The following is an 18,435-nucleotide window of genomic DNA, read 5'->3' on the forward strand; positions in this document are numbered from 1 at the left end:
CGCGCTTGCAAAGACCAGCGGCTTTGACGACCATGCGCGGATGTTGCGCCTGACCCAGTCCCCGACCGACCCCGACTTCATCCAGAACCCCTATGCGTTCTATGACCGTGCCCGCGCAGGTGGCGATATCTTCTGGTGGGAAGATTATGACCTGCCGATGGCGGTCAGCTTCCGGGCAGTGAATGCGCTGTTGCGGGATCGTCGGTTTGGGCGCGAACCCGTTGAACCGCTTGAGTTTCCTGACCACCTCGCACCCTTCTATGCGGTCGAGGCGCATTCCATGTTGGAACTGGAAGCCCCGCGCCACACGCGCCTGCGCAAACTGGTGCTGCGTGCCTTCACCAGCCGCCGGATTGCCGGTCTGGGGCCTGAGATTGACGCACTGGCGCATCAGCTGATCGACGCCTTTCCATCGGGCGAATTTGACCTGTTGCCCGCTTTTGCCACGCGCATACCCATAGTCGTAATCTGCCGCTTGCTGGGTGTCCCCGAAGACATGGAGAGCGACTTGCTGAAATGGTCGAACGCCATGGTCTCGATGTATCAGGCGCGCCGCACACGCGCGGTCGAGGACGAGGCAATCGCTGCAACCGAAGCCTTCGTCGCCTTCATGCGCCACTATGTGGACCAGCGCCGCAATGACCCGCGCGACGACCTGATCACTGAATTGATCGCCGCAGAAGCGGAAGGCGAGAAACTATCCAGCGACGAGTTGATCTCGACCTGTATCCTTCTGCTGAACGCGGGACACGAGGCGACGGTGCACGCGATGGCGATTGCAGTGAAAACCCTTCTGGGGCAGCAAACACCCGCATCAGCCCTTGCCCCGCAGGCTCGCGATGCTACCATCGAGGAAACGCTGCGTTTCGACCCACCCCTGCACATGTTCACGCGATATGTTTACGAAGATACAGTGCTTTACGGCGAAAACTTCAAGCGCGGCGACAAGATCGGGCTGCTTCTGGGCGGGGCCAATCGCGACCCGGATATCTGGGACGATCCGAACATCTTCGACCCAACGCGCCCGGTTAAACCCAACACGTCCTTCGGGGCGGGTGCGCATTTCTGCATCGGTGCGCCGCTGGCGCGTCTGGAACTGACCCGCGCCCTGCCGATCCTGTTTGACCGCTGCCCGAACCTGCGCCTGACCGCTCCGCCGCAATTCGGCAATGTCTACCACTTCCACGGGCTGGAAAAGCTGATGGTCAGGGCGTGATCAGATCGGCAGCTCGGTCGAAAACTTGATCTCTTCCATCGACAATAGCGCGGTGACGTTGAAGATCTTCACCTCGGAAATCAGCGCCTGATAGAACTCGTCATAGGCGCGGGCGTTCTCGACGCGGACTTTCAGGATATAGTCAATCTCGCCCGCCAACCGGTGCGCTTCCATCACTTCGGGGCGCGCCATCAGTGCCTTCAGGAAATCCTTTTGCCAATCGGCATCGTGTTCCGAGGTGCGGATCAGAACAAAGAAACACGCCTCGAACCCAAGGCTTTCAGCATCCATCACCATGGTGTTTTTGCCAATCACCCCACCTTCGCGCATCTTGCGAATCCGGTTCCAGACCGGGGTCTTGGATGACCCGACTTTCTTGGCAATCACGTCCAGCGATTGCCCCGCATCGCGCTGAAGCTCGCGCAGGATTTTCCGGTCAATCTCGTCCAGCCGAACAGACATTTCGTTTTTTTCCTTCTTTTGGTCCAGGCGTTCCGCGCAGGGCGAAAACCGAAATAATATTCCTTATCTAGCGCGGCGTATCGCCGTTTGGTGGGAAAATGTCCTATATAGAGCGGGAACGCAATAAGAAAGGACCGGCCATGCCCCGCCCCTTCACACCCAAAGTGGTAACCGCAAACGACCTTGTCGAAGGTGATGTGATCTATCTGGCCCGGAATGGTGCCTGGGTGCGTGACATGTGTATGGCTTGGTTGATCGAGGATGAGACCGAGGCCGCCACCCAGCTTGCGCTGGCCGAACTCCAGCCCGAGATCGCTGTTGGCGCCTATCTGGCCGACGCCAAGGCTGGCCCCAATGGCCCCGTTCCCACCCATTTCCGCGAAGTTTTCCGCGCCAAAGGCCCGTCAAACCGCGCCCATGGAAAACAAGCCTCCGCGCCCTTCCGTGCGCAAGCCTATCAGGGGGTCGCCGCCCATGTATGATTACAACAATTTCGACGAAGGCTTCGTGCGCAACCGCGTCAGCCAGTTCCGTGCGCAGGTCGCGCGCCGCGTCTCGGGCGCGCTGACCGAGGATGAATTCAAACCGCTGCGCCTGATGAACGGCGTCTATCTACAACTGCACGCTTATATGCTGCGGGTCGCGATCCCTTACGGTTCGCTCAACCCCAATCAGATGCGTCAGCTCGCGATGATTTCCGAGCGTTGGGACAAGGGTTACGGCCATTGGACCACACGCCAGAATATCCAATACAACTGGCCGCGTCTGGCGGATATTCCCGATATGCTGGACGCGCTGGCCGATGTGGGGATGCACGCCATCCAGACCTCGGGCAACACGATCCGCAACGTGACCGCTGACCATTTCGCAGGCGCTGCGGCCGATGAGGTTGAAGATCCCCGCCCCACCGCCGAGCTTTTGCGCCAGTGGTCCACGGACCATCCGGAATTCCAGTTCCTGCCGCGCAAGTTCAAGCTGGCCGTGACCGGATCAAAAGCCGACCGCGCCGTGACCAAGGCGCATGATATCGGCATCCGCATCGTGAAGAACGACGCGGGTGAGGTTGGCTATCAGATTATCGTCGGGGGTGGTCTTGGCCGCACACCGGTCGTTGGTCAGGTGCTGAAAGACTTCCTGCCCCGCGCCGACCTGCTGCCCTATGTCGAGGCAATCGTCAGCGTCTATAACTCACTGGGTCGTCGCGACAACAAATACAAGGCGCGCATCAAGATCACCACGATGGAAAACGGGATCGACAAGATCAACGAACTGGTCGAGGCGCGGTTTGCCCAGTTGCGTCCGCTCTTCTCTGGCGTCGATCAGGCGCATTTCAACGATATCGCCGCGAATTTCAGAGCGCCCGCGTTCAAGACCGTGCCGCTGGATGCCTATCACGCCGCCCGCGACGCCGACCCGATCTTCCGGTCGTGGAGCGACACCAATGTCGACGACCACCGCGCCGATGGCTATGGGATCGTTACGATCTCGATGAAAGCACATGGGGCAACGCCGGGCGATGCCTCTGCCGACCAAATGCGGGTGATTGCCGATCTGGCCGAGCAATACGGACATGGCGACATTCGCATCAGCCACGAACAGAACGTGATCCTGCCGCATGTGCACCGCGCCGACCTGCCTGCGATCTTTGCCGCGCTGCGTGACCACGGCATGGCGACGGCGAATGCCGGTTTGATCTCGGACATCATCGCCTGCCCCGGCATGGATTACTGCGCTTTGGCCACGGCCCGCTCGATCCCTGTCGCACAAGAAATCGCTGAACGTTTTGACGCGCTGAAGATCGAACACGATATCGGCCATCTACAGATCAAGATCTCGGGCTGCATCAACGCCTGCGGGCATCACCATCTGGGTCATATCGGCATTCTTGGGCTGGATCGCGCGGGCGTCGAGAACTACCAGATCACTCTTGGCGGTGACGCCGGGCCCGACACCCTGATCGGCAAACGTGCCGGGCCGGGCTTTGCCTATGACCAGATCGTGCCCGCCATAGAGCGCCTTGTGCTGACCTATCTGGACCTGCGCGAAGACGCGGGCGAGAGTTTCATCGACGCCTTCCGCCGTCTGGGTGACGCCCCATTCAAAGCCGCGCTTTACCCTGAGGAGGCCAAGACCAATGCCGCTTGAAGCCCCCCTTCCCGCGCCCTCTGAACGCATCGACGCACTGAATGCGCGCTACAAGCACCATTCGGCCACCTCGGTGATTGAACGCGCCCTGACCGACAGCACCATCGGCGCGCTGGCGATGGTGTCGAGCTTCGGCGCGGAAAGCGTCGTGCTGTTGCACATGGTGTCGCGCATTGATCGGACAGTTCCTGTTATCTTTCTGGACACGCAGATGCTGTTTCAGGAAACGCTGGAGTATCAGGTCGAGGTCTCGGAAAAGCTGGGCCTGACCGATGTGCGGGTCATCCACCCGGACGCAAACGAGCTGTTCAAACGCGACCCGGACAACATCCTGCATCTGGCCGACACTGATGCCTGCTGTGACCTGCGCAAGGTCGAGCCACTGGAAAACGCCCTTCAGGGCTTTGACGGCTGGATTACCGGGCGCAAGCGATTTCAGGGCGGCAAACGCGTCGATCTTCAGTTCTTCGAGGCCGAAGACAACCGCCTGAAGGTCAACCCGCTGGCCCATTGGGCGTCCGAGGACGTGCGCGACTATATGATCAACAACCGCCTTCCCCGTCACCCGCTGGTGGGGCGCGGCTTCCCTTCAATCGGTTGCGCGCCTTGCACGTCGCCGGTGAAACCGGGCGAAGACCCGCGCGCCGGGCGCTGGCGCGGGGCGGAAAAGACCGAATGCGGCATTCATTTCGTGGATGGCAAGATGCAGCGGATAGGAGCAAGCGCATGACTGTGATCGTAACAGACCAAGGCTTTAGCCATGATGATTGGGATCACGGCTTTGCCACGCCCGACGAGCGCGCCGCCAACGACACGCGCGGGCTGCATCTGGCGTCTGACACCGACCCCGCGACGCTGGCGCAGTTGATGGCTGGCGTTGACATGATCCGCATCGACTTTCCGTCTTTCGCGGATGGGCGTGGCTTCACGCTGGGTCGCCAGTTGCGCCTGTTGGGATACACGGGTCGCCTGCGCGCACATGGGCATGTGATCTCGGACCAATACGCCATGGCGCGACGGTCCGGGTTCGACGAGGTCCAGATCAGCGAAGACCTGTCCTTGCGCCAGCCCGAAGCCGATTGGCTGTCGCGCGCGGACTGGCAGGCCTATGACTATCGGTCGCGGTTGACCGGCTAGACCCTTCCGCCGATCCCTCTTATACACACCAACAGAAAAGGGCGGGGCGTTGTGCCCCGCTGATGCATATGAACAAAGTGACGCCCGTGATGGATGCTGAAGCCAAAGTGAAACCCGTGCCCACCCTGCCCGACGCGCAAACCGTGACCGAGGTGGAGCATTACACCGACCGCCTGTTCCGGTTCCGCTGCACCCGGCCGCAAACCCTGCGCTTCCGGTCAGGCGAATTCGTGATGATCGGCCTGATGGGCGACCCGGACCCCAAGACCGGCAAGCAAAAACCGCTTTTGCGGGCCTATTCCATTGCCAGCCCGTCATGGGATGAAGAGTTGGAGTTCTACTCGATCAAGGTGCCAGACGGCCCGCTGACCTCGAAACTGCAGCACATCAAGGAAGGCGACCAGATCATCCTGCGCCCCAAGCCTGTCGGCACCTTGGTGCATGACGCGCTGATCCCCGGCAAACGCATCTGGTTCTTCGCCACCGGCACTGGCTTTGCGCCCTTCGCGTCGCTGCTGCGCGAGCCGCAGACCTATGAGGATTATGACGAGGTGATCATCACCCACACCTGCCGCGAAGTGGGCGAGCTGACCTATGGCCGCAACCTGATCGAGGCGCTGAAGGAAGATGAACTTCTGAACGAGGTGATCGGCGAAGGCTTCTGGAAGAAGATCAAATACTACCCGACCACCACCCGCGAAGAGAGCCCGAAGATGGGCCGGATCACCGACCTGATCCGCTCGGGCGAGGTGTTCGAGGATCTGAGCATCGACCCGCTCTGCCCCGAAAACGACCGCGCGATGATCTGCGGCAACCTGCCCTTCAACCTTGAGCTCAAGGAACTGCTGGAAGAAGCAGGTCTGGAAGAAGGTGCGAACTCGAAACCAGCGCAGTACGTGGTTGAAAAGGCGTTCTTGGAGTAAGGTGCGAGCACGGCTTTCGCCAATCAGGTGACAGACGTTTGGCACAGCCAAATGTCGAGAACCGCCAATAGTACAACAGGGTGGACCATCGGTCCGCCCTTTTTCGTTTCCTGCAAGCAAACCCAACTACAGACCATGCAGGCAGCTATAGCCAAAAAACGTTAGCAAAGCAGCAACGACGCTGAAAATCAGAAAGCCTGTGGACAACTCCCGTTCGCGGCGAAATCGAAACAGATAGATCGGAGACAAGACAGCCAGAAATACACCAGACACAAAAAAGAGAACATAAGCAGTTAGAATCGCTTTCCAAGACTTAATGAAATCATATTGGTATCCAATGGTGCCGGCTGGCGGCACAATAATGTCGATTGCAACAATGGTTAGTATTGTCAGCGTCACAGTAACAGATACGAGACAGATTGTCGGAAGAATTCGCGGCATTTGTATGAGCTAGCGAAATCGCTTTTCATTGTCGAGCCTTGGTATGCCAAGGTCTGAAATAGTCAATGTTTCCATTGGTGGCTGACAGCACGATCCACAGTTCACAACGACCCTGATGGCCACAAAAAACGCCGCGCAGTTTCCCGCGCGGCGTTGTGTTTTCGGCTGCGAATGTGGCTTACATGCCCAGCGCGGCTTTCACCTGATTGATCGCAGCGTCCAGCAGCGCCGGGTTGCTTGCTGCGGCTTCGACTGCGGCTTTCAGGCCCGCTTTCTCAGCGTCGCCCAGCGACGAGCTGTCGATCATCTCGTTCACTTTGGTGGCGTCGAAGCCCTGTTTGGTCAACGCGTCAGTTGCAGCGCCGCCTGCCGCATCAGCGTCGGTTGCACTGTCACCAACCACGCCTTCCACGGCGTCGCTGACAGCTTCCATAGCGCCTTCAACAGCATCTGTGGCGCCTTCGACGGCGTCCGTGGCCGCGTCAGTCGCAGCCTCGGCGGCTTCGGCCGCTTCAGTGGCAGCTTGTTCAGCAGCAGCAGCCGCTTCGGCAGCAGCCTGTTCAGCGGCCTCGGTGGCAGCAGCAGCGGCAGCAGCGGCTTCCGCTTCGGCTTTTGCAGCGGCTTCGGCGGCGGCGTCTTCCACAGCTTTAGCTTCTGCAGCGGCTTGTTCGGCGTTGATTTTGGCTTGGTTGCCTTCGTACCATTTATAGCCACCGAAAAGGGCGGCGATCACGACCAGCAGGGCAATGATTGACTTGTTCATCTCAATATCCTCAGCTTTTTCATTGGTGCGCCGGGCGTCCCCCCGTGCGCTGTCATGCCTAGGCATGTGCAGCTTCCACACGGCATGCACAAGGGGCCTTCGCGAAGATGAGCGTCAAAACGCCAACTATCGGCTTGAAAGGCGCGGATGGTCGCTTTACCTTCCGCTTCCAGAGATTACAGAAACGTCAGAAGGAATGACACCATAGCCCGCAGACCTCATAACGCGCCCCCGCAGCGCGACACCGGCCCCCGCGTAAATGAACGCATCAAGGCCACCGAAATTCGCCTGATTGGCGCGGATGGCGAAAACGCTGGCGTGGTTACGCCCGCCCAAGCCATGGTAATGGCGGCAGAAGCCGGCCTGGATTTGGTCGAGATTTCGCCCAACGCGACCCCGCCCGTGTGCAAGATCATGGATTTCGGCAAGTTCAAATATGAACAGCAGAAGCGCGAAAGCGAAGCGCGCAAGAAGCAAAAGACCATCGAGGTCAAAGAGGTCAAGTTCCGTCCCAATACAGACACGCATGACTATGACGTCAAGATGCGCAATGTTGTGAAGTTCCTTGAGAACGGCGACAAAGTCAAAGTGACACTTCGGTTCCGTGGCCGCGAGATGGCGCACCAGAATCTGGGGCGTGACCTGCTGATCCGCGTGTCCGAGGACGTCAAGGAAATCGGCAAGGTCGAAAACATGCCGAAGATGGAAGGCCGCCAGATGGTCATGATGATCGGCCCGATGCCCAAGTAAGCGGTTTTGAAACAACGCACAAAACGCCTCGCGGTTGCGGGGCGTTTTTCGTTTGTGCCATGGCTTTACTCAGGGCCAACGCCCCCGCGTCGTCCGACCTTAGCGACGCGCCACGATATAGCGCCGCAGTTCCTTGGCCGGTGTGGTGGTGCTTTCGATGATCTCGAACCCTTGATCGGTGAGAGCCGTTTCCAGCTGTTTGACGCTCATGAAATTCAGGGCAGGCGCCTTGCCCAGCGCTTGCGCGATCGGCAGCAACAGCCGCAGCGCGTAATAGATCAGCGGCCCGCGCCTCTGTGGTCTGCACAGCGTTTTCGAAATCAGCAAGCCGCCGGGCGTCAGAAGGTCGTGCAACCGCGCCAACAAGGCGGGCAGATCATCCACCAGATGCAACACGTTATGAGCCAGCACGACATCAAAAGGGCCGGTCAAATCAGGAACCAGCGCGTCGGCGACCACGAAGTCGATATTGGTAACGCCCTGCGTGCGCGCTTTCTCAGCGCCGATTTTGACCATCTGGGGTGCAAAGTCGGTGGCGGTGAGATGCGCCACCAATGGCGCAAGCTCCAGCGCGGTGGAGCCCGTTCCGGCTCCGATCTCCAGCACGCGGTCAGTTGCCGTCAGATAGGACCGGGTGCGCGCCATCGTTTGCTGGTAGCTTTCTGCGAATCGAACCGGTGATTGCGCATAGCGCTCTGCAATCTTGTCCCAGAACTTCGCGGATTGGGTCATCGGGCTCTCCTTTGTGCACAAGCTATATCCCCGCGCACCGGCAGGGAACATCACAAATGACGAGACCGATTGCCGCCCCCTTCGGCCTAAGCAACTGCCGCCAACGCAGCCGCTTTCCAAGGCGCCCCTCGCGGGCTATAGGGTGTCGCCATGGAAACGCTGTCGTTCTTGTTTGTCCCGCTGTCGCTACTGGCAACGGCTGTCATGGCGGCCTCGGCTGCCTTTCAGGCGCATCGCGTCCAGATGGACCCGTTCGGCGCCACCGTGCTGGCGATTGCGACCGGCATGGGCGGCGGCACTTTGCGCGATTTGTTTTTGGGGCTGACCCCGGTGTTCTGGATCACCGACAGCCGCTATCTGGCAGTTGCCGTCCCCATCGCGCTGATCAGCTTTGCCTTTGCCAGCAGGATGACGACCGGAAGCGGGCGGCGGCTGTCCGTTTTGATGCATCTGGATGCCATTGGCTTGGCTTTGTTCACGCTGACAGGTGTTCAGGTGGCGCTGGATGCGGGCATATCGCCCTTGTTGGCGATCGTGATTGGCTGCGTCACCGGCACAGCAGGCGGGATGATCCGCGACCTTCTGTGCAATATGACCCCCAGTCTGTTGAAAGAAGACCTTTACGCCACGCTGTCACTGGTCGGAGGGGCCGTCTATCTTCTGTTGTTGGCCTATACAGACGACACATTGGCCGCTGCTGTCAGCTTTTCGGTCATTCTTGTGGCCCGTGTGCTTGTCCTGCGCCGCAAACCGAAGGCTGCCGGTCACTAGGCGCGCAGCGACGCAGGGCCGGCGGGGCCTTGCAGGCGTTTACCCCGGTGCGTTGCAATCAGCTCGGCAAGAATTGAGACTGCAATCTCGGCTGGCCCCATGGCACCGATATCCAGCCCAACTGGCCCATGAAGCCTCGCAAGCTGGTCGTCGGTGACCCCCATGTCCCGCAACCGCGCCAAACGCGCCGCATGGGTGCGCCGCGATCCCAGACAGCCGATATAGAACGGCCCGCCCGCAATGGCCTGAACAAGTGCTGGATCATCTATCTTGGTGTCATGGGCCAAGGTGACCACGGCGCTGTGCGCATCCAATCCAAGGTTTGGAAGAATGTCTTCCGGGTCTTCGTTGACGATGGCGACCCCAGGAAATCGCTCGGCCGTCAAAAACTGGCCGCGCGGGTCAATGACAGTGGGCGTAATGCCGACAGCCGCTGCCATCGGGGCTAGGATTTGGGCGATATGCACCGCGCCGACAAGAAACAGACGTAGCGGCGGCAAATGGACCGCAGAAAAGAGCTCACCCACCACGCCTGTCTTGGCCGCCAAGACGGGCGCGGGTTGTGATGGCGCGTCGATCACTTCGCGCGCCCAGGTCGCAAGATTGACCTGATAGACAGCAGGTGTCCGGCTGGCACGATGGGCAACAAGCTCTGCCAGAAGCGCGACCGGCAAGCCTTGCCCCAGATCGTCACTGATCGGTTCGACCATCAGGCGGATCGTGCCGCCACAGGCAAGCCCGGCGGCAAAGGCATCACCGTTCGAGACACCGTAGGTCAACAAGCGCGGGAGGGCATCTGCCAGCGCTTCTTGCGCCTCCAGCACCACAGCGCCTTCAACGCATCCGCCCGACACCGACCCCTCGAACGCGCCGTCCTGCGACACCACAAGCTGGCTTCCCACCGGGCACGGCGCGCTGCCCCAGGTTTCGATCACCGTCACCAAGGCGACCCCACGCCCAGCGCGATGCCACGCAAGCGCGGTTTCAGGTGGGGTGTTGGGTGTAAAAGGGTTGGTCATGTCACGCTCAGTTCTGTTGCGCCCCAACTCTTGACACCCGCACGTGACAGGGCAAGCGGAAATCTGGCCGCGACACAGGTGACGGTGGGGCAAATGTTGACGCATATGCGCGGGTCTGACACTTATACCGAACCCCAAGACCACAATGCATAGCGCCGGTCGGATCTTGGGTCAGGAGGCAGGTGGATGATGACAGCGATTCAATGTCGCCCGGGACGTCGGTGACCATGCGCATCACCGCTGTGACCTGTGTCAAGAACGAAGCCGCCTTTCTGCTTGAATGGCTGGCCCATCACAAGGGTATTGGGTTCACCGATTTTCTTGTGCTTTCAAATGATTGCGATGATGGCACCGATGCCATGCTTGACCGGTTACAGGCAATGGGCGAACTGACCCATCTTCGTAACGACGGCCCTTACGGTCAGGGTGGCATACAATGGACCGGGTTCAAGCAGGCGGACCAGCATCCGCTGGTGCGCGACGCGGACTGGTTGATGACGCTGGATGTCGATGAATTTGTGAACGTCCACGCCGGCGATCACACGCTGGCCGCATTGATGGCAGCCCTTCCTGACGCGGATGCGATCACGCTGACCTGGCGGCTTTTTGGCAATGCGGGTTGTGTCTCGTATCAAGACAAGCCCGTCACCGAACAGTTCACCCGCGCGGCCCCCGAGGTGATGGCCTGGCCATGGCGTGCCTTCATGTTCAAAACGCTGTTTCGCAACACGGGTGCTTACCGCAAGCTGGGCGTTCACCGGCCCCGCGCCCCGGTCGAAGGGCGGGTCGAACGGGTCAACTGGTTCGACGGCGAAGGGCGTGCCCTGCCTGACAGCTTTCGCACAAAGCAGCTTTTCTCCCCGTTTGCGCGTCCGAATTATGGCTTGGTGCAGCTTAACCATTATCCGCTTGGGGCGATGGAAAGCTATGTGGTGAAATGCGATCGGGGCCGCGTTAATCGCGCTGATGGCCCGATGGGGATGGATTACTGGGTCGAACGCAATTGGAACGAGGTCGAGGACCTCTCGATCCGCGCGAGTGTTCCGTTGCGCGACCCCCATCTAGAGCGGTTTCACACAGATGCCGAGCTTCGCGCGCTGCACGACAGCGCTGTGGTTTGGCGACGAAAGCGATACGAAACGCTGATGCGCGAAGAAGCGAACCGGGCGCTGATGGGGCGACTGATCATGACGCCTCCGGCGCGACCTGTCCCGCCTGCGCTGGCGCAAAACATATATGAATTTGCACAAATCGCTGCCGCCAAAAAAGATTGAGGCTCGCGTGGAAACAGTCGAGTCAAAAAACTCGGACCTCCCTTCTTTTGCCCTATTGCCCTCGCATTCCCGCCCGCTTTATTCCCTAGCTGAGATCCCTATCAGGCGACGCAAAATAAAGAAGGGGCTGGCGATGCAAGACGACCTGCGATCCGAGCAGATAGCGATAGATTTGTCCGACAGCGACCCGTCCGAATGGTTGGCTGAAATTGAAGCGATGGGCGAAGAGCGCGGCTATTTCGAACCCCTTGGGGGGCGCCATTCCGCGATCCTGACAGACGAAGGCACGACGCTTGTCGTGACCTTCGAAACCATTGACGACATACGCGCCACGCTGCCCGATCAAATGCCCATGGGGTGGGAACTGGTGCGCGAAAACGGGTGGTCTAATTTGTGTCTGCTGGCGCATGAAGACAGCTGGTTTCGCGACCGCACGGTGTTTGGCTATTTTGACCGCCTAGTCGAAGATGGTTTCTTCGAGGAATTCGAACGCGTTGTTTTTTATGGCGCTGGGATGTGCGGCTACGCGGCGGCGGCCTTTTCGGTCGTCGCCCCGGAAGTGACTGTGATCGCCGTCCAACCGCAAGCGACGCTTGACCCTACGCGCACCGAATGGGACCGCCGCTTTCCCAAAATGCGGCGGACCCGGTTTTCAGATCGCTATGGGTTTGCCCCGGATATGGTGGAAGTGGCGGATAGCGTATTTGTGCTATATGACCCCGAAATCACAGAAGACGCGATGCATGCGGCGCTGTTCAACGGCGACAATGTGCATCACATTCGCAGCCGCTGGCTTGGGAGCGATATGGCGCGCGCCCTTTGGGAAATGGGCGTTACGCGTGAATTGGTCGAGCTGGCAGCCGACGGAGCGCTGACCGAAACCGCCTGCTACACCGCCCTTCGGGCGCGGCGCGATCACACCACCTATCTGCGCCGTTTGCTGGCCCGCGTGGAAAACACCGAGCGCATGAGGCTGGTGCAGATGCTGTCCAAAAACGTTTTGTCGCGCAGACGCATTCGCCGGTTTAAGCGGTCACTGGCCAAGGCCGAACAAGCGCTGGAGGCCCTTCAAACCCCCTGATCCACACCGTCGCGCTTGGTTAAGGTGGTCTTAACCTTCCCTGCGCGAAGCTTGGGGTATGAAACAGATTCGCACCCCCCTGACCGGCACACCGTTGCCCATGCACCTGACGCAAGACCCGCGCGCTCCGGGGCCCCTTCACCCTGCCGACGAACTGGCGCAAGTCCGCGCTGCCCTGCGCTGGCTGCACGCCCGTGAAGATAAGCTGCGGCGTCATTTCACCAGCCTTGCAGCTGCCGCCAACCCAAACAGACAAGACGCAGGGGCGCTGACCGGATCTGCACATACGGTAACGGTCACACCACATCTCAAGCGGGTTTTCGATCGGTCTTTGCTGCCGCAAGCCATCTTGGCCAATCCCAGATTTTATCGGGACGAAACACACACCCATGTGACCACCCACCCGACCCCTGTCGCGCTTCAGCCACTGTTGCCCGGATTGCCTCCCGATGCAGAAGCAGAGCTTTCTGACTTCGATCTGATCGAACCAATCAACGCTTAAGCCGACGGCGCCCGCCAAGGATGGCCCACTGACCGGGTTGGTTGGTGCGAATCATCTGGCACGATGTCTGGGCCTGCGCTATGCCCTGTAGCGATGACCCAGACACTGACACTCCACCGCCCCGATGACTGGCACCTGCACTTGCGCGATGGCGCGATGCTGCACGCCGTCCTGCCTGAAACTGCACGTCATTTTGCGCGTGCGATCATCATGCCGAACCTTGTGCCCCCGGTGGTCACAAACGCGGACGCCAAGGCCTATCGCGACCGCATCATGGCCGCGCTGCCCGCCGACATGCGCTTTGAACCCTTGATGACGCTTTATCTGACCGAGGAGACAGACCCGGCAGATGTTGCCGCCGCGGCCGCCAGCGGCTTGGTGAAAGCGGTGAAGCTTTACCCGGCGGGCGCCACAACCAACTCGGCGTCCGGCGTGCAGGATTTTGACAAGGTGCGCCCGGTGCTTGAGAAGATGGCCGAGATCGGCCTGCCGCTCTGCGTCCACGGCGAAGTGACCGATAGCGAGATCGACATTTTCGACCGCGAGGCTGTCTTCATCGACCGCGTGCTGGATCCGATCCGCCGCGCCACCCCCGACCTGAAAGTGGTGATGGAACATATCACCACCCGCGACGGCGCCGACTACATCAAGGCGAATAACACCAATATCGGCGCCACCATCACGGTGCAGCACCTGATCCTGGACCGTAACGACATGCTGGTCGGCGGCATGCGTCCACACTATTACTGCCTGCCGATCCTGAAACGCCGCGAACACCGCGAGGCCTTGTTGGCCGCGGCCATATCGGGCGACCCTCGCTTCTTTCTCGGCACCGACAGTGCGCCACACTCCACCCACGCCAAGGAAAGCGAATGCTGCTCGGCCGGGTGTTTCACCGCGCCAAACGCCATGTCGATCCTGGCCGAAACCTTCGAGGGCGCGGGCGCGCTGGACAAGCTCGAAGGCTTCACGTCGATCCACGGCCCGGCCTTCTATGGCCTTCCCGTGAACGAGGACATGATCACGCTCCGCAAGGGCGACCCGATCACCTATCCTGCCACGTTGCAGGCAGGCGAACACACCGTCACCACCTTCGACCCCGGTTTTCCGCTGCACTGGCGGGTCGAGGCCTGAACCACTGAACAAGGACCGCTGCCCATGATCCCTTCGACCTTCCCCACCAAGGATGAAATCGCCCGCCTGACCGCGCGGATGCTGTTGGAAATTGGGGCCGTGAACTTCAACACCGACGAGCCCTATACGCTCGCCTCAGGCCTGCCCAGCCCGTCCTATATCGACTGTCGTAAGCTGATCAGCTTCCCGCGCATCCGCTCGACCCTGATGGATTTCATGGCGGTCGAGATTATGCGCGAAGCGGGGTTCGAGGCGTTTGACAACATCGCCGGTGGCGAAACCGCGGGCATCCCCTTCGCGGCCATGGTCGCCGAACGCTTGGCCCTGCCCATGACCTATGTGCGCAAGAAGCCGAAGGGTTATGGCAAGAACGCCCGCATCGAAGGCGCGATGACCGAAGGGCAGCGCGTGCTCTTGGTCGAAGACCTGACCACGGATGGCGGATCGAAGCTCAGCTTCGTCGATGCGATTCGCGACACGGGGGCCACCTGCGCGGCCACTGCCGTGATCTTCTATTACGACATTTTCCCCGAGACGGAAAAAACCCTTGGCGATCATGGCGTTCAATTGATCCACCTGTGCACATGGTGGGATGTTCTGACTGAGGCCAAGGCCCAAGGCACATTTTCGACCGAGACTCTGGACGAGGTGGAACGCTTCCTGAAAGACCCCCGCGCCTGGCAAAAAGCGCGGATGCAGGGCTGACGAAACGCAACATCTGGAAATTCTCCTGCATGACCCCGCCATATATGGTAGGGTCGCGTTATCCACAGGATTCCCACAGGAACATACATTTTGCGTGGTCGCGTCAGGGCGCGTAAAACATCCCCAACAAAAGGGGCAGTGAGCAGATGAACGAGATCAGTGGCTTTCAACAGGGTGACGCGTCGGGCAAGCCCGCGGAGTCCGATGGCGTGCAAGATGCCCTGCCCCATCACATCGAAGCCGAACAACAGCTTCTGGGCGCGATCCTGACGAACAACGACGTCTATGACCGTGTCGCCTCGATCATCAATGCGGGTCATTTCTATGAACCCGTGCATGCCCGCATCTGGGAAATCGCCGCCAGCCGGATTTCGAAAAACGCACTTGCCAGCCCGGTGACGCTGAAGGCGTTCATGGAAGATGACGAGGGCCTGAAGGAACTCGGCGGTCCCGCCTATCTGGCGCGTCTGGCCGGTGCTGCGATTTCCAGCTTCGCGGCCCGCGACTATGCGCAGATGATCTATGACCTTGCGATCCGTCGCGAGTTGATCCAGCTGGGTCAGGATATTTCGTCCAAGGCGCAGAAAGTCGACATATCGTCCGAGCCGAAAGAACAGATCGTTGAAGCCGAACAGGCGCTTTATAAGCTGGGCGAAGCGGGTCAAACCGACAGCGGATTTCAAAGCTTCCTGAAAGCCGTGACCGACGCGGTTCAGGTCGCCAATGCCGCCTATCAGCGCGAAGGTGGTCTGGCAGGCATTTCAACCGGATTGTCCGATCTGGACACCAAACTGGGCGGGTTGCACCCGTCGGACCTTCTGATCCTTGCGGGTCGTCCGTCTATGGGGAAAACCTCGCTTGCAACCAACATCGCGTTCAACGTGGCGAAGGCCTACAAGAAAGGCACGCGGCCTGACGGCAGTGACGGTGCGATTGATGGCGGCGTTGTCGGCTTTTTCTCGCTTGAGATGTCGGCCGAACAATTGGCAGGCCGTATTCTGGCCGAGGCGTCCGAAATCTCGTCCCACAAGATCCGTCAGGGTGACATGGACGAAGGCGAGTTTCGTCGGTTTGTCGATGCGGCAAAGGATTTGGAAAGCTGCCCGCTGTTCATTGATGACACGCCCGCGCTGCCGATCAGCCAGTTGGCCGCCCGTGCCCGCCGCCTGAAGCGGACACATGGTCTGGACCTTCTGATCATCGACTATTTGCAGCTGTGCCGTGGCACTGCCGAGAACCGGGTGAACGAGATCGCTGAAATCTCGATGGGCATGAAAGCCATCGCCAAGGAGCTGAACATCCCGGTCATCGCCTTGTCGCAGCTTAGCCGTCAGGTCGAAAGCCGCGATGACAAGCGGCCGCAACTGTCAGACCTGCGCGAATCCGGCTCGATCGAGCAGGACGCCGATGTCGTCATGTTCGTGTTCCGCGAAGAATATTATAAGGAACGTGAAAAGCCCGGCGATCATGAATTGGATCGCATGGCCGCATGGCAAGACGAAATGTCGAACCTGCACGGCAAGGCCGAAGTCATCATCGGCAAGCAGCGTCATGGCCCCATCGGCACTGTCGATCTGTCGTTCGAAGCGCAGTTCACCCGCTTCGGAAATCTTGTGCAGAAATGGCAGCAAGGGTCAGACAGCGGATTTTGATGGGCGGTTGCGACCGGTCTCGCCGCTAACATCACCCGAATCCGCATCGGCCCCCGCCCCTTCTCTTGTTTGCCGCGCCGCAGCGGTTTATGACCTGCGCGACTGCTCACCAACCGAAAAGGTCTGCCCGCATGATCCCTCGTTATTCCCGCCCCGATATGGTCGCCATCTGGTCGCCTGAAACCAAGTTCAAGATCTGGTACGAGATCGAGGCACATGCCTGCGACGCCATGGCCGATCTGGGCGTGATCCCACGCGAAAATGCCGACGCCGTATGGAAAGCCAAGGACGTGACATTCGACGTGGCGCGCATCGACGAGATCGAGGCCGAAACCAAGCACGATGTCATCGCCTTTCTGACCCACCTTGCAGAACATGTGGGCAGCGAAGAGGCGCGTTTTGTGCATCAGGGCATGACCTCGTCGGACGTTCTGGACACCTGCTTCAACGTGCAACTGGTGCGCGCAGCGGACATCCTGATCGAAGATACCAAAGCCTTGCTGGCCGCTCTGAAACGCCGCGCGCTTGAACACAAGGACACGATCCGCATCGGGCGCAGCCACGGCATCCACGCTGAACCCACCACCATGGGCCTGACCTTCGCGCGCTTCTATGCGGAAATGGACCGCAACCTGAACCGCCTGAAGAAAGCCCGGATGGAGGTCGCAACGGGCGCGATTTCCGGCGCTGTCGGCACATTCGCCAATATCGACCCCGCCGTGGAAGAACATGTCTGCGAAAAACTGGGGCTGGAGCCCGAGCCGATCTCGACCCAGGTCATCCCGCGCGACCGCCACGCGGCGTTCTTCGCAGCCCTTGGTGTCGTGGCGTCGTCAATTGAAAACGTCGCCACCGAGATCCGCCACATGCAGCGCACAGAGGTGCTGGAAGCGGCCGAATTCTTCTCGATGGGCCAGAAGGGCTCGTCCGCGATGCCGCACAAAAAGAACCCGGTGCTGACCGAGAACCTGACCGGCCTTGCTCGTTTGGTCCGTATGACCGTGGTGCCTGCGATGGAAAACGTGACGCTTTGGCACGAACGCGACATCTCGCACAGCTCGGTCGAACGCAATATCGGGCCTGATGCCACGATCACGCTGGATTTCGCCTTGGCGCGGCTGACGTCGGTGATCGACAAGCTGTTGGTCTATCCCGAAAACATGATCGCCAACATGAACAAATTCCCTGGTCTGGTCATGTCGCAGCGCGTGCTTTTGGCCCTGACCCAAGCTGGCGTGAACCGCGAAGACGCTTACCGCATGGTGCAGCGTAACGCATTGAAAGTCTGGGAAACCGGGTGCGATTTCAAGGGCGAACTATTGGCGGATGAAGACGTCGTCAAGGCGCTGGGTGTCGATGGAATCGAAGAAAAATTCGACCTTGGTTATCACACCAAACACGTCGACACGATTTTCAAACGCGTGTTCGGCGAGACCTGATCGGGACACGTGCGGCGCTCCATTTGGACGCGCGCGACATTCATGCTATCATGGGGCTTCCGAAAGGAGGCCCCAATGCGTTTCAAGACCCTTATCTGCGCACTCGTGCTGACCATTTTGCCAACGCTCTCCGTTGCAATGGGCTGCGAACGTGGCGAACACACAGCCGCAAGCTGTGACGCAGGTCAGACTTGGGATGACGCCACGCAAGCCTGCGTTGACGCCGTTTCAAGCTAAAATAGCGATGGCGGTAAGCCCGCCTTAACTCAACCGTGCCAATCTGGCCAAA

At 59.8% G+C, this 18,435-nt stretch carries 20 protein-coding genes; 16 read left to right on the forward strand and 4 right to left on the reverse strand.

Annotation, left to right across the window (positions count from 1 at the left end):
* The first annotated feature begins 40 nt into the window (after nt 1-40).
* A complete protein-coding gene (locus tag Q0864_RS12175; RefSeq protein ID WP_298570102.1) occupies nt 41-1,216 on the forward strand; it encodes a cytochrome P450 in 1,176 nt (391 codons plus the stop codon).
* On the opposite strand, the gene Q0864_RS12180 is transcribed toward Q0864_RS12175, so the two are convergent.
* Complete coding sequence (locus Q0864_RS12180) at nt 1,217-1,678, reverse strand: Lrp/AsnC family transcriptional regulator (RefSeq protein ID WP_298570122.1); 462 nt, start codon at nt 1,676-1,678, stop codon at nt 1,217-1,219.
* A 140-nt stretch (nt 1,679-1,818) separates the two neighbouring features.
* Between Q0864_RS12180 and Q0864_RS12185 the strand changes: the two genes are divergently transcribed.
* The 5 genes from Q0864_RS12185 (at nt 1,819) to Q0864_RS12205 (ending at nt 5,883) form a co-directional block, all read left to right on the forward strand.
* Nucleotides 1,819-2,160, forward strand: coding sequence for a DUF2849 domain-containing protein (locus Q0864_RS12185; RefSeq protein WP_298570130.1), 342 nt, complete (start codon nt 1,819-1,821; stop codon nt 2,158-2,160).
* Nucleotides 2,153-3,823, forward strand: a complete 1,671-nt coding sequence (locus Q0864_RS12190; protein ID WP_298570150.1) for a nitrite/sulfite reductase — start codon at nt 2,153-2,155, stop codon at nt 3,821-3,823. The genes Q0864_RS12185 and Q0864_RS12190 overlap by 8 nt, the downstream gene beginning before the upstream one ends.
* Nucleotides 3,813-4,553: a phosphoadenylyl-sulfate reductase gene (locus Q0864_RS12195; protein ID WP_298570159.1), complete on the forward strand. Its 741-nt coding sequence runs from the start codon at nt 3,813-3,815 to the stop codon at nt 4,551-4,553. The genes Q0864_RS12190 and Q0864_RS12195 overlap by 11 nt, the downstream gene beginning before the upstream one ends.
* Nucleotides 4,550-4,960, forward strand: coding sequence for a DUF934 domain-containing protein (locus tag Q0864_RS12200; RefSeq protein ID WP_298570181.1), 411 nt, complete (start codon nt 4,550-4,552; stop codon nt 4,958-4,960). Before Q0864_RS12195 ends, Q0864_RS12200 begins: the two co-directional genes overlap by 4 nt.
* A gap of 68 nt (nt 4,961-5,028) precedes the next feature.
* Complete coding sequence (locus Q0864_RS12205; RefSeq protein WP_298570473.1) at nt 5,029-5,883, forward strand: ferredoxin--NADP reductase; 855 nt, start codon at nt 5,029-5,031, stop codon at nt 5,881-5,883.
* Between the two features lie 619 nt (nt 5,884-6,502).
* Here Q0864_RS12205 and Q0864_RS12210 read toward each other — a convergent pair.
* The gene (locus tag Q0864_RS12210; protein WP_298570189.1) at nt 6,503-7,087 is read right to left on the reverse strand and encodes a hypothetical protein; all 585 of its coding nucleotides are present in this window, start codon (nt 7,085-7,087) and stop codon (nt 6,503-6,505) included.
* Nucleotides 7,088-7,291: 204 nt separating this feature from the next.
* Between Q0864_RS12210 and infC the strand changes: the two genes are divergently transcribed.
* The gene (infC, locus tag Q0864_RS12215) at nt 7,292-7,837 is read left to right on the forward strand and encodes a translation initiation factor IF-3 (RefSeq protein ID WP_298570474.1); all 546 of its coding nucleotides are present in this window, start codon (nt 7,292-7,294) and stop codon (nt 7,835-7,837) included.
* Nucleotides 7,838-7,936: 99 nt separating this feature from the next.
* Here the strand turns inward: infC and Q0864_RS12220 are convergent, their stop codons facing one another.
* On the reverse strand, nt 7,937-8,569 hold the full coding sequence (locus Q0864_RS12220) for a class I SAM-dependent methyltransferase (RefSeq protein ID WP_298570208.1): 633 nt from the start codon (nt 8,567-8,569) through the stop codon (nt 7,937-7,939).
* A gap of 150 nt (nt 8,570-8,719) precedes the next feature.
* Between Q0864_RS12220 and Q0864_RS12225 the strand changes: the two genes are divergently transcribed.
* Nucleotides 8,720-9,340: a trimeric intracellular cation channel family protein gene (locus Q0864_RS12225; protein ID WP_298570224.1), complete on the forward strand. Its 621-nt coding sequence runs from the start codon at nt 8,720-8,722 to the stop codon at nt 9,338-9,340.
* Here Q0864_RS12225 and Q0864_RS12230 read toward each other — a convergent pair.
* Nucleotides 9,337-10,359, reverse strand: a complete 1,023-nt coding sequence (locus Q0864_RS12230; RefSeq protein ID WP_298570234.1) for an XdhC family protein — start codon at nt 10,357-10,359, stop codon at nt 9,337-9,339. The two genes, Q0864_RS12225 and Q0864_RS12230, sit on opposite strands and share 4 nt — an antisense overlap.
* A 227-nt stretch (nt 10,360-10,586) precedes the next feature.
* On the opposite strand from Q0864_RS12230, the gene Q0864_RS12235 reads away from it, so the two are divergent.
* The 8 genes from Q0864_RS12235 (at nt 10,587) to Q0864_RS12270 (ending at nt 18,383) form a co-directional block, all read left to right on the forward strand.
* Nucleotides 10,587-11,633 (forward strand): glycosyltransferase family 2 protein, encoded by a 1,047-nt coding sequence (locus Q0864_RS12235; RefSeq protein WP_298570475.1) that lies wholly within the window; start codon nt 10,587-10,589, stop codon nt 11,631-11,633.
* 133 nt (nt 11,634-11,766) lie between these two features.
* Nucleotides 11,767-12,714: a phosphoadenosine phosphosulfate reductase gene (locus Q0864_RS12240; RefSeq protein WP_298570243.1), complete on the forward strand. Its 948-nt coding sequence runs from the start codon at nt 11,767-11,769 to the stop codon at nt 12,712-12,714.
* A 58-nt stretch (nt 12,715-12,772) separates the two neighbouring features.
* The gene (locus Q0864_RS12245; RefSeq protein WP_298570252.1) at nt 12,773-13,216 is read left to right on the forward strand and encodes a hypothetical protein; all 444 of its coding nucleotides are present in this window, start codon (nt 12,773-12,775) and stop codon (nt 13,214-13,216) included.
* Nucleotides 13,217-13,309: 93 nt separating this feature from the next.
* On the forward strand, nt 13,310-14,350 hold the full coding sequence (pyrC, locus tag Q0864_RS12250; protein ID WP_298570261.1) for a dihydroorotase: 1,041 nt from the start codon (nt 13,310-13,312) through the stop codon (nt 14,348-14,350).
* 24 nt (nt 14,351-14,374) lie between these two features.
* Nucleotides 14,375-15,055, forward strand: a complete 681-nt coding sequence (locus Q0864_RS12255; RefSeq protein WP_298570267.1) for an orotate phosphoribosyltransferase — start codon at nt 14,375-14,377, stop codon at nt 15,053-15,055.
* A gap of 146 nt (nt 15,056-15,201) precedes the next feature.
* Nucleotides 15,202-16,707, forward strand: coding sequence for a replicative DNA helicase (locus tag Q0864_RS12260; protein WP_298570276.1), 1,506 nt, complete (start codon nt 15,202-15,204; stop codon nt 16,705-16,707).
* Between the two features lie 131 nt (nt 16,708-16,838).
* Nucleotides 16,839-18,146, forward strand: a complete 1,308-nt coding sequence (gene purB, locus Q0864_RS12265; RefSeq protein WP_298570285.1) for an adenylosuccinate lyase — start codon at nt 16,839-16,841, stop codon at nt 18,144-18,146.
* Nucleotides 18,147-18,221: 75 nt separating this feature from the next.
* Nucleotides 18,222-18,383, forward strand: a complete 162-nt coding sequence (locus tag Q0864_RS12270) for a hypothetical protein (protein ID WP_298570294.1) — start codon at nt 18,222-18,224, stop codon at nt 18,381-18,383.
* Nucleotides 18,384-18,435: the final 52 nt, after the last annotated feature.

The organism is uncultured Aliiroseovarius sp. (genome assembly GCF_947497285.1).
GTDB lineage: Bacteria > Pseudomonadota > Alphaproteobacteria > Rhodobacterales > Rhodobacteraceae > Aliiroseovarius.

What these genes read in the sequence shown, in the direction of transcription:
- Q0864_RS12175 (WP_298570102.1), top strand. Translation starts at nt 41, where the DNA reads ATGTTGCGCCTGACCCAGTCCCCGACCGACCCCGACTTCATCCAGAAC.
- Q0864_RS12180 (WP_298570122.1), bottom strand. Translation starts at nt 1,678, where the DNA reads ATGTCTGTTCGGCTGGACGAGATTGACCGGAAAATCCTGCGCGAGCTT.
- Q0864_RS12185 (WP_298570130.1), top strand. Translation starts at nt 1,819, where the DNA reads ATGCCCCGCCCCTTCACACCCAAAGTGGTAACCGCAAACGACCTTGTC.
- Q0864_RS12190 (WP_298570150.1), top strand. Translation starts at nt 2,153, where the DNA reads ATGTATGATTACAACAATTTCGACGAAGGCTTCGTGCGCAACCGCGTC.
- Q0864_RS12195 (WP_298570159.1), top strand. Translation starts at nt 3,813, where the DNA reads ATGCCGCTTGAAGCCCCCCTTCCCGCGCCCTCTGAACGCATCGACGCA.
- Q0864_RS12200 (WP_298570181.1), top strand. Translation starts at nt 4,550, where the DNA reads ATGACTGTGATCGTAACAGACCAAGGCTTTAGCCATGATGATTGGGAT.
- Q0864_RS12205 (WP_298570473.1), top strand. Translation starts at nt 5,029, where the DNA reads ATGAACAAAGTGACGCCCGTGATGGATGCTGAAGCCAAAGTGAAACCC.
- Q0864_RS12210 (WP_298570189.1), bottom strand. Translation starts at nt 7,087, where the DNA reads ATGAACAAGTCAATCATTGCCCTGCTGGTCGTGATCGCCGCCCTTTTC.
- Q0864_RS12220 (WP_298570208.1), bottom strand. Translation starts at nt 8,569, where the DNA reads ATGACCCAATCCGCGAAGTTCTGGGACAAGATTGCAGAGCGCTATGCG.
- Q0864_RS12225 (WP_298570224.1), top strand. Translation starts at nt 8,720, where the DNA reads ATGGAAACGCTGTCGTTCTTGTTTGTCCCGCTGTCGCTACTGGCAACG.
- Q0864_RS12230 (WP_298570234.1), bottom strand. Translation starts at nt 10,359, where the DNA reads ATGACCAACCCTTTTACACCCAACACCCCACCTGAAACCGCGCTTGCG.
- Q0864_RS12235 (WP_298570475.1), top strand. Translation starts at nt 10,587, where the DNA reads ATGCGCATCACCGCTGTGACCTGTGTCAAGAACGAAGCCGCCTTTCTG.
- Q0864_RS12240 (WP_298570243.1), top strand. Translation starts at nt 11,767, where the DNA reads ATGCAAGACGACCTGCGATCCGAGCAGATAGCGATAGATTTGTCCGAC.
- Q0864_RS12245 (WP_298570252.1), top strand. Translation starts at nt 12,773, where the DNA reads ATGAAACAGATTCGCACCCCCCTGACCGGCACACCGTTGCCCATGCAC.
- pyrC (WP_298570261.1), top strand. Translation starts at nt 13,310, where the DNA reads ATGACCCAGACACTGACACTCCACCGCCCCGATGACTGGCACCTGCAC.
- Q0864_RS12255 (WP_298570267.1), top strand. Translation starts at nt 14,375, where the DNA reads ATGATCCCTTCGACCTTCCCCACCAAGGATGAAATCGCCCGCCTGACC.
- Q0864_RS12260 (WP_298570276.1), top strand. Translation starts at nt 15,202, where the DNA reads ATGAACGAGATCAGTGGCTTTCAACAGGGTGACGCGTCGGGCAAGCCC.
- purB (WP_298570285.1), top strand. Translation starts at nt 16,839, where the DNA reads ATGATCCCTCGTTATTCCCGCCCCGATATGGTCGCCATCTGGTCGCCT.
- Q0864_RS12270 (WP_298570294.1), top strand. Translation starts at nt 18,222, where the DNA reads ATGCGTTTCAAGACCCTTATCTGCGCACTCGTGCTGACCATTTTGCCA.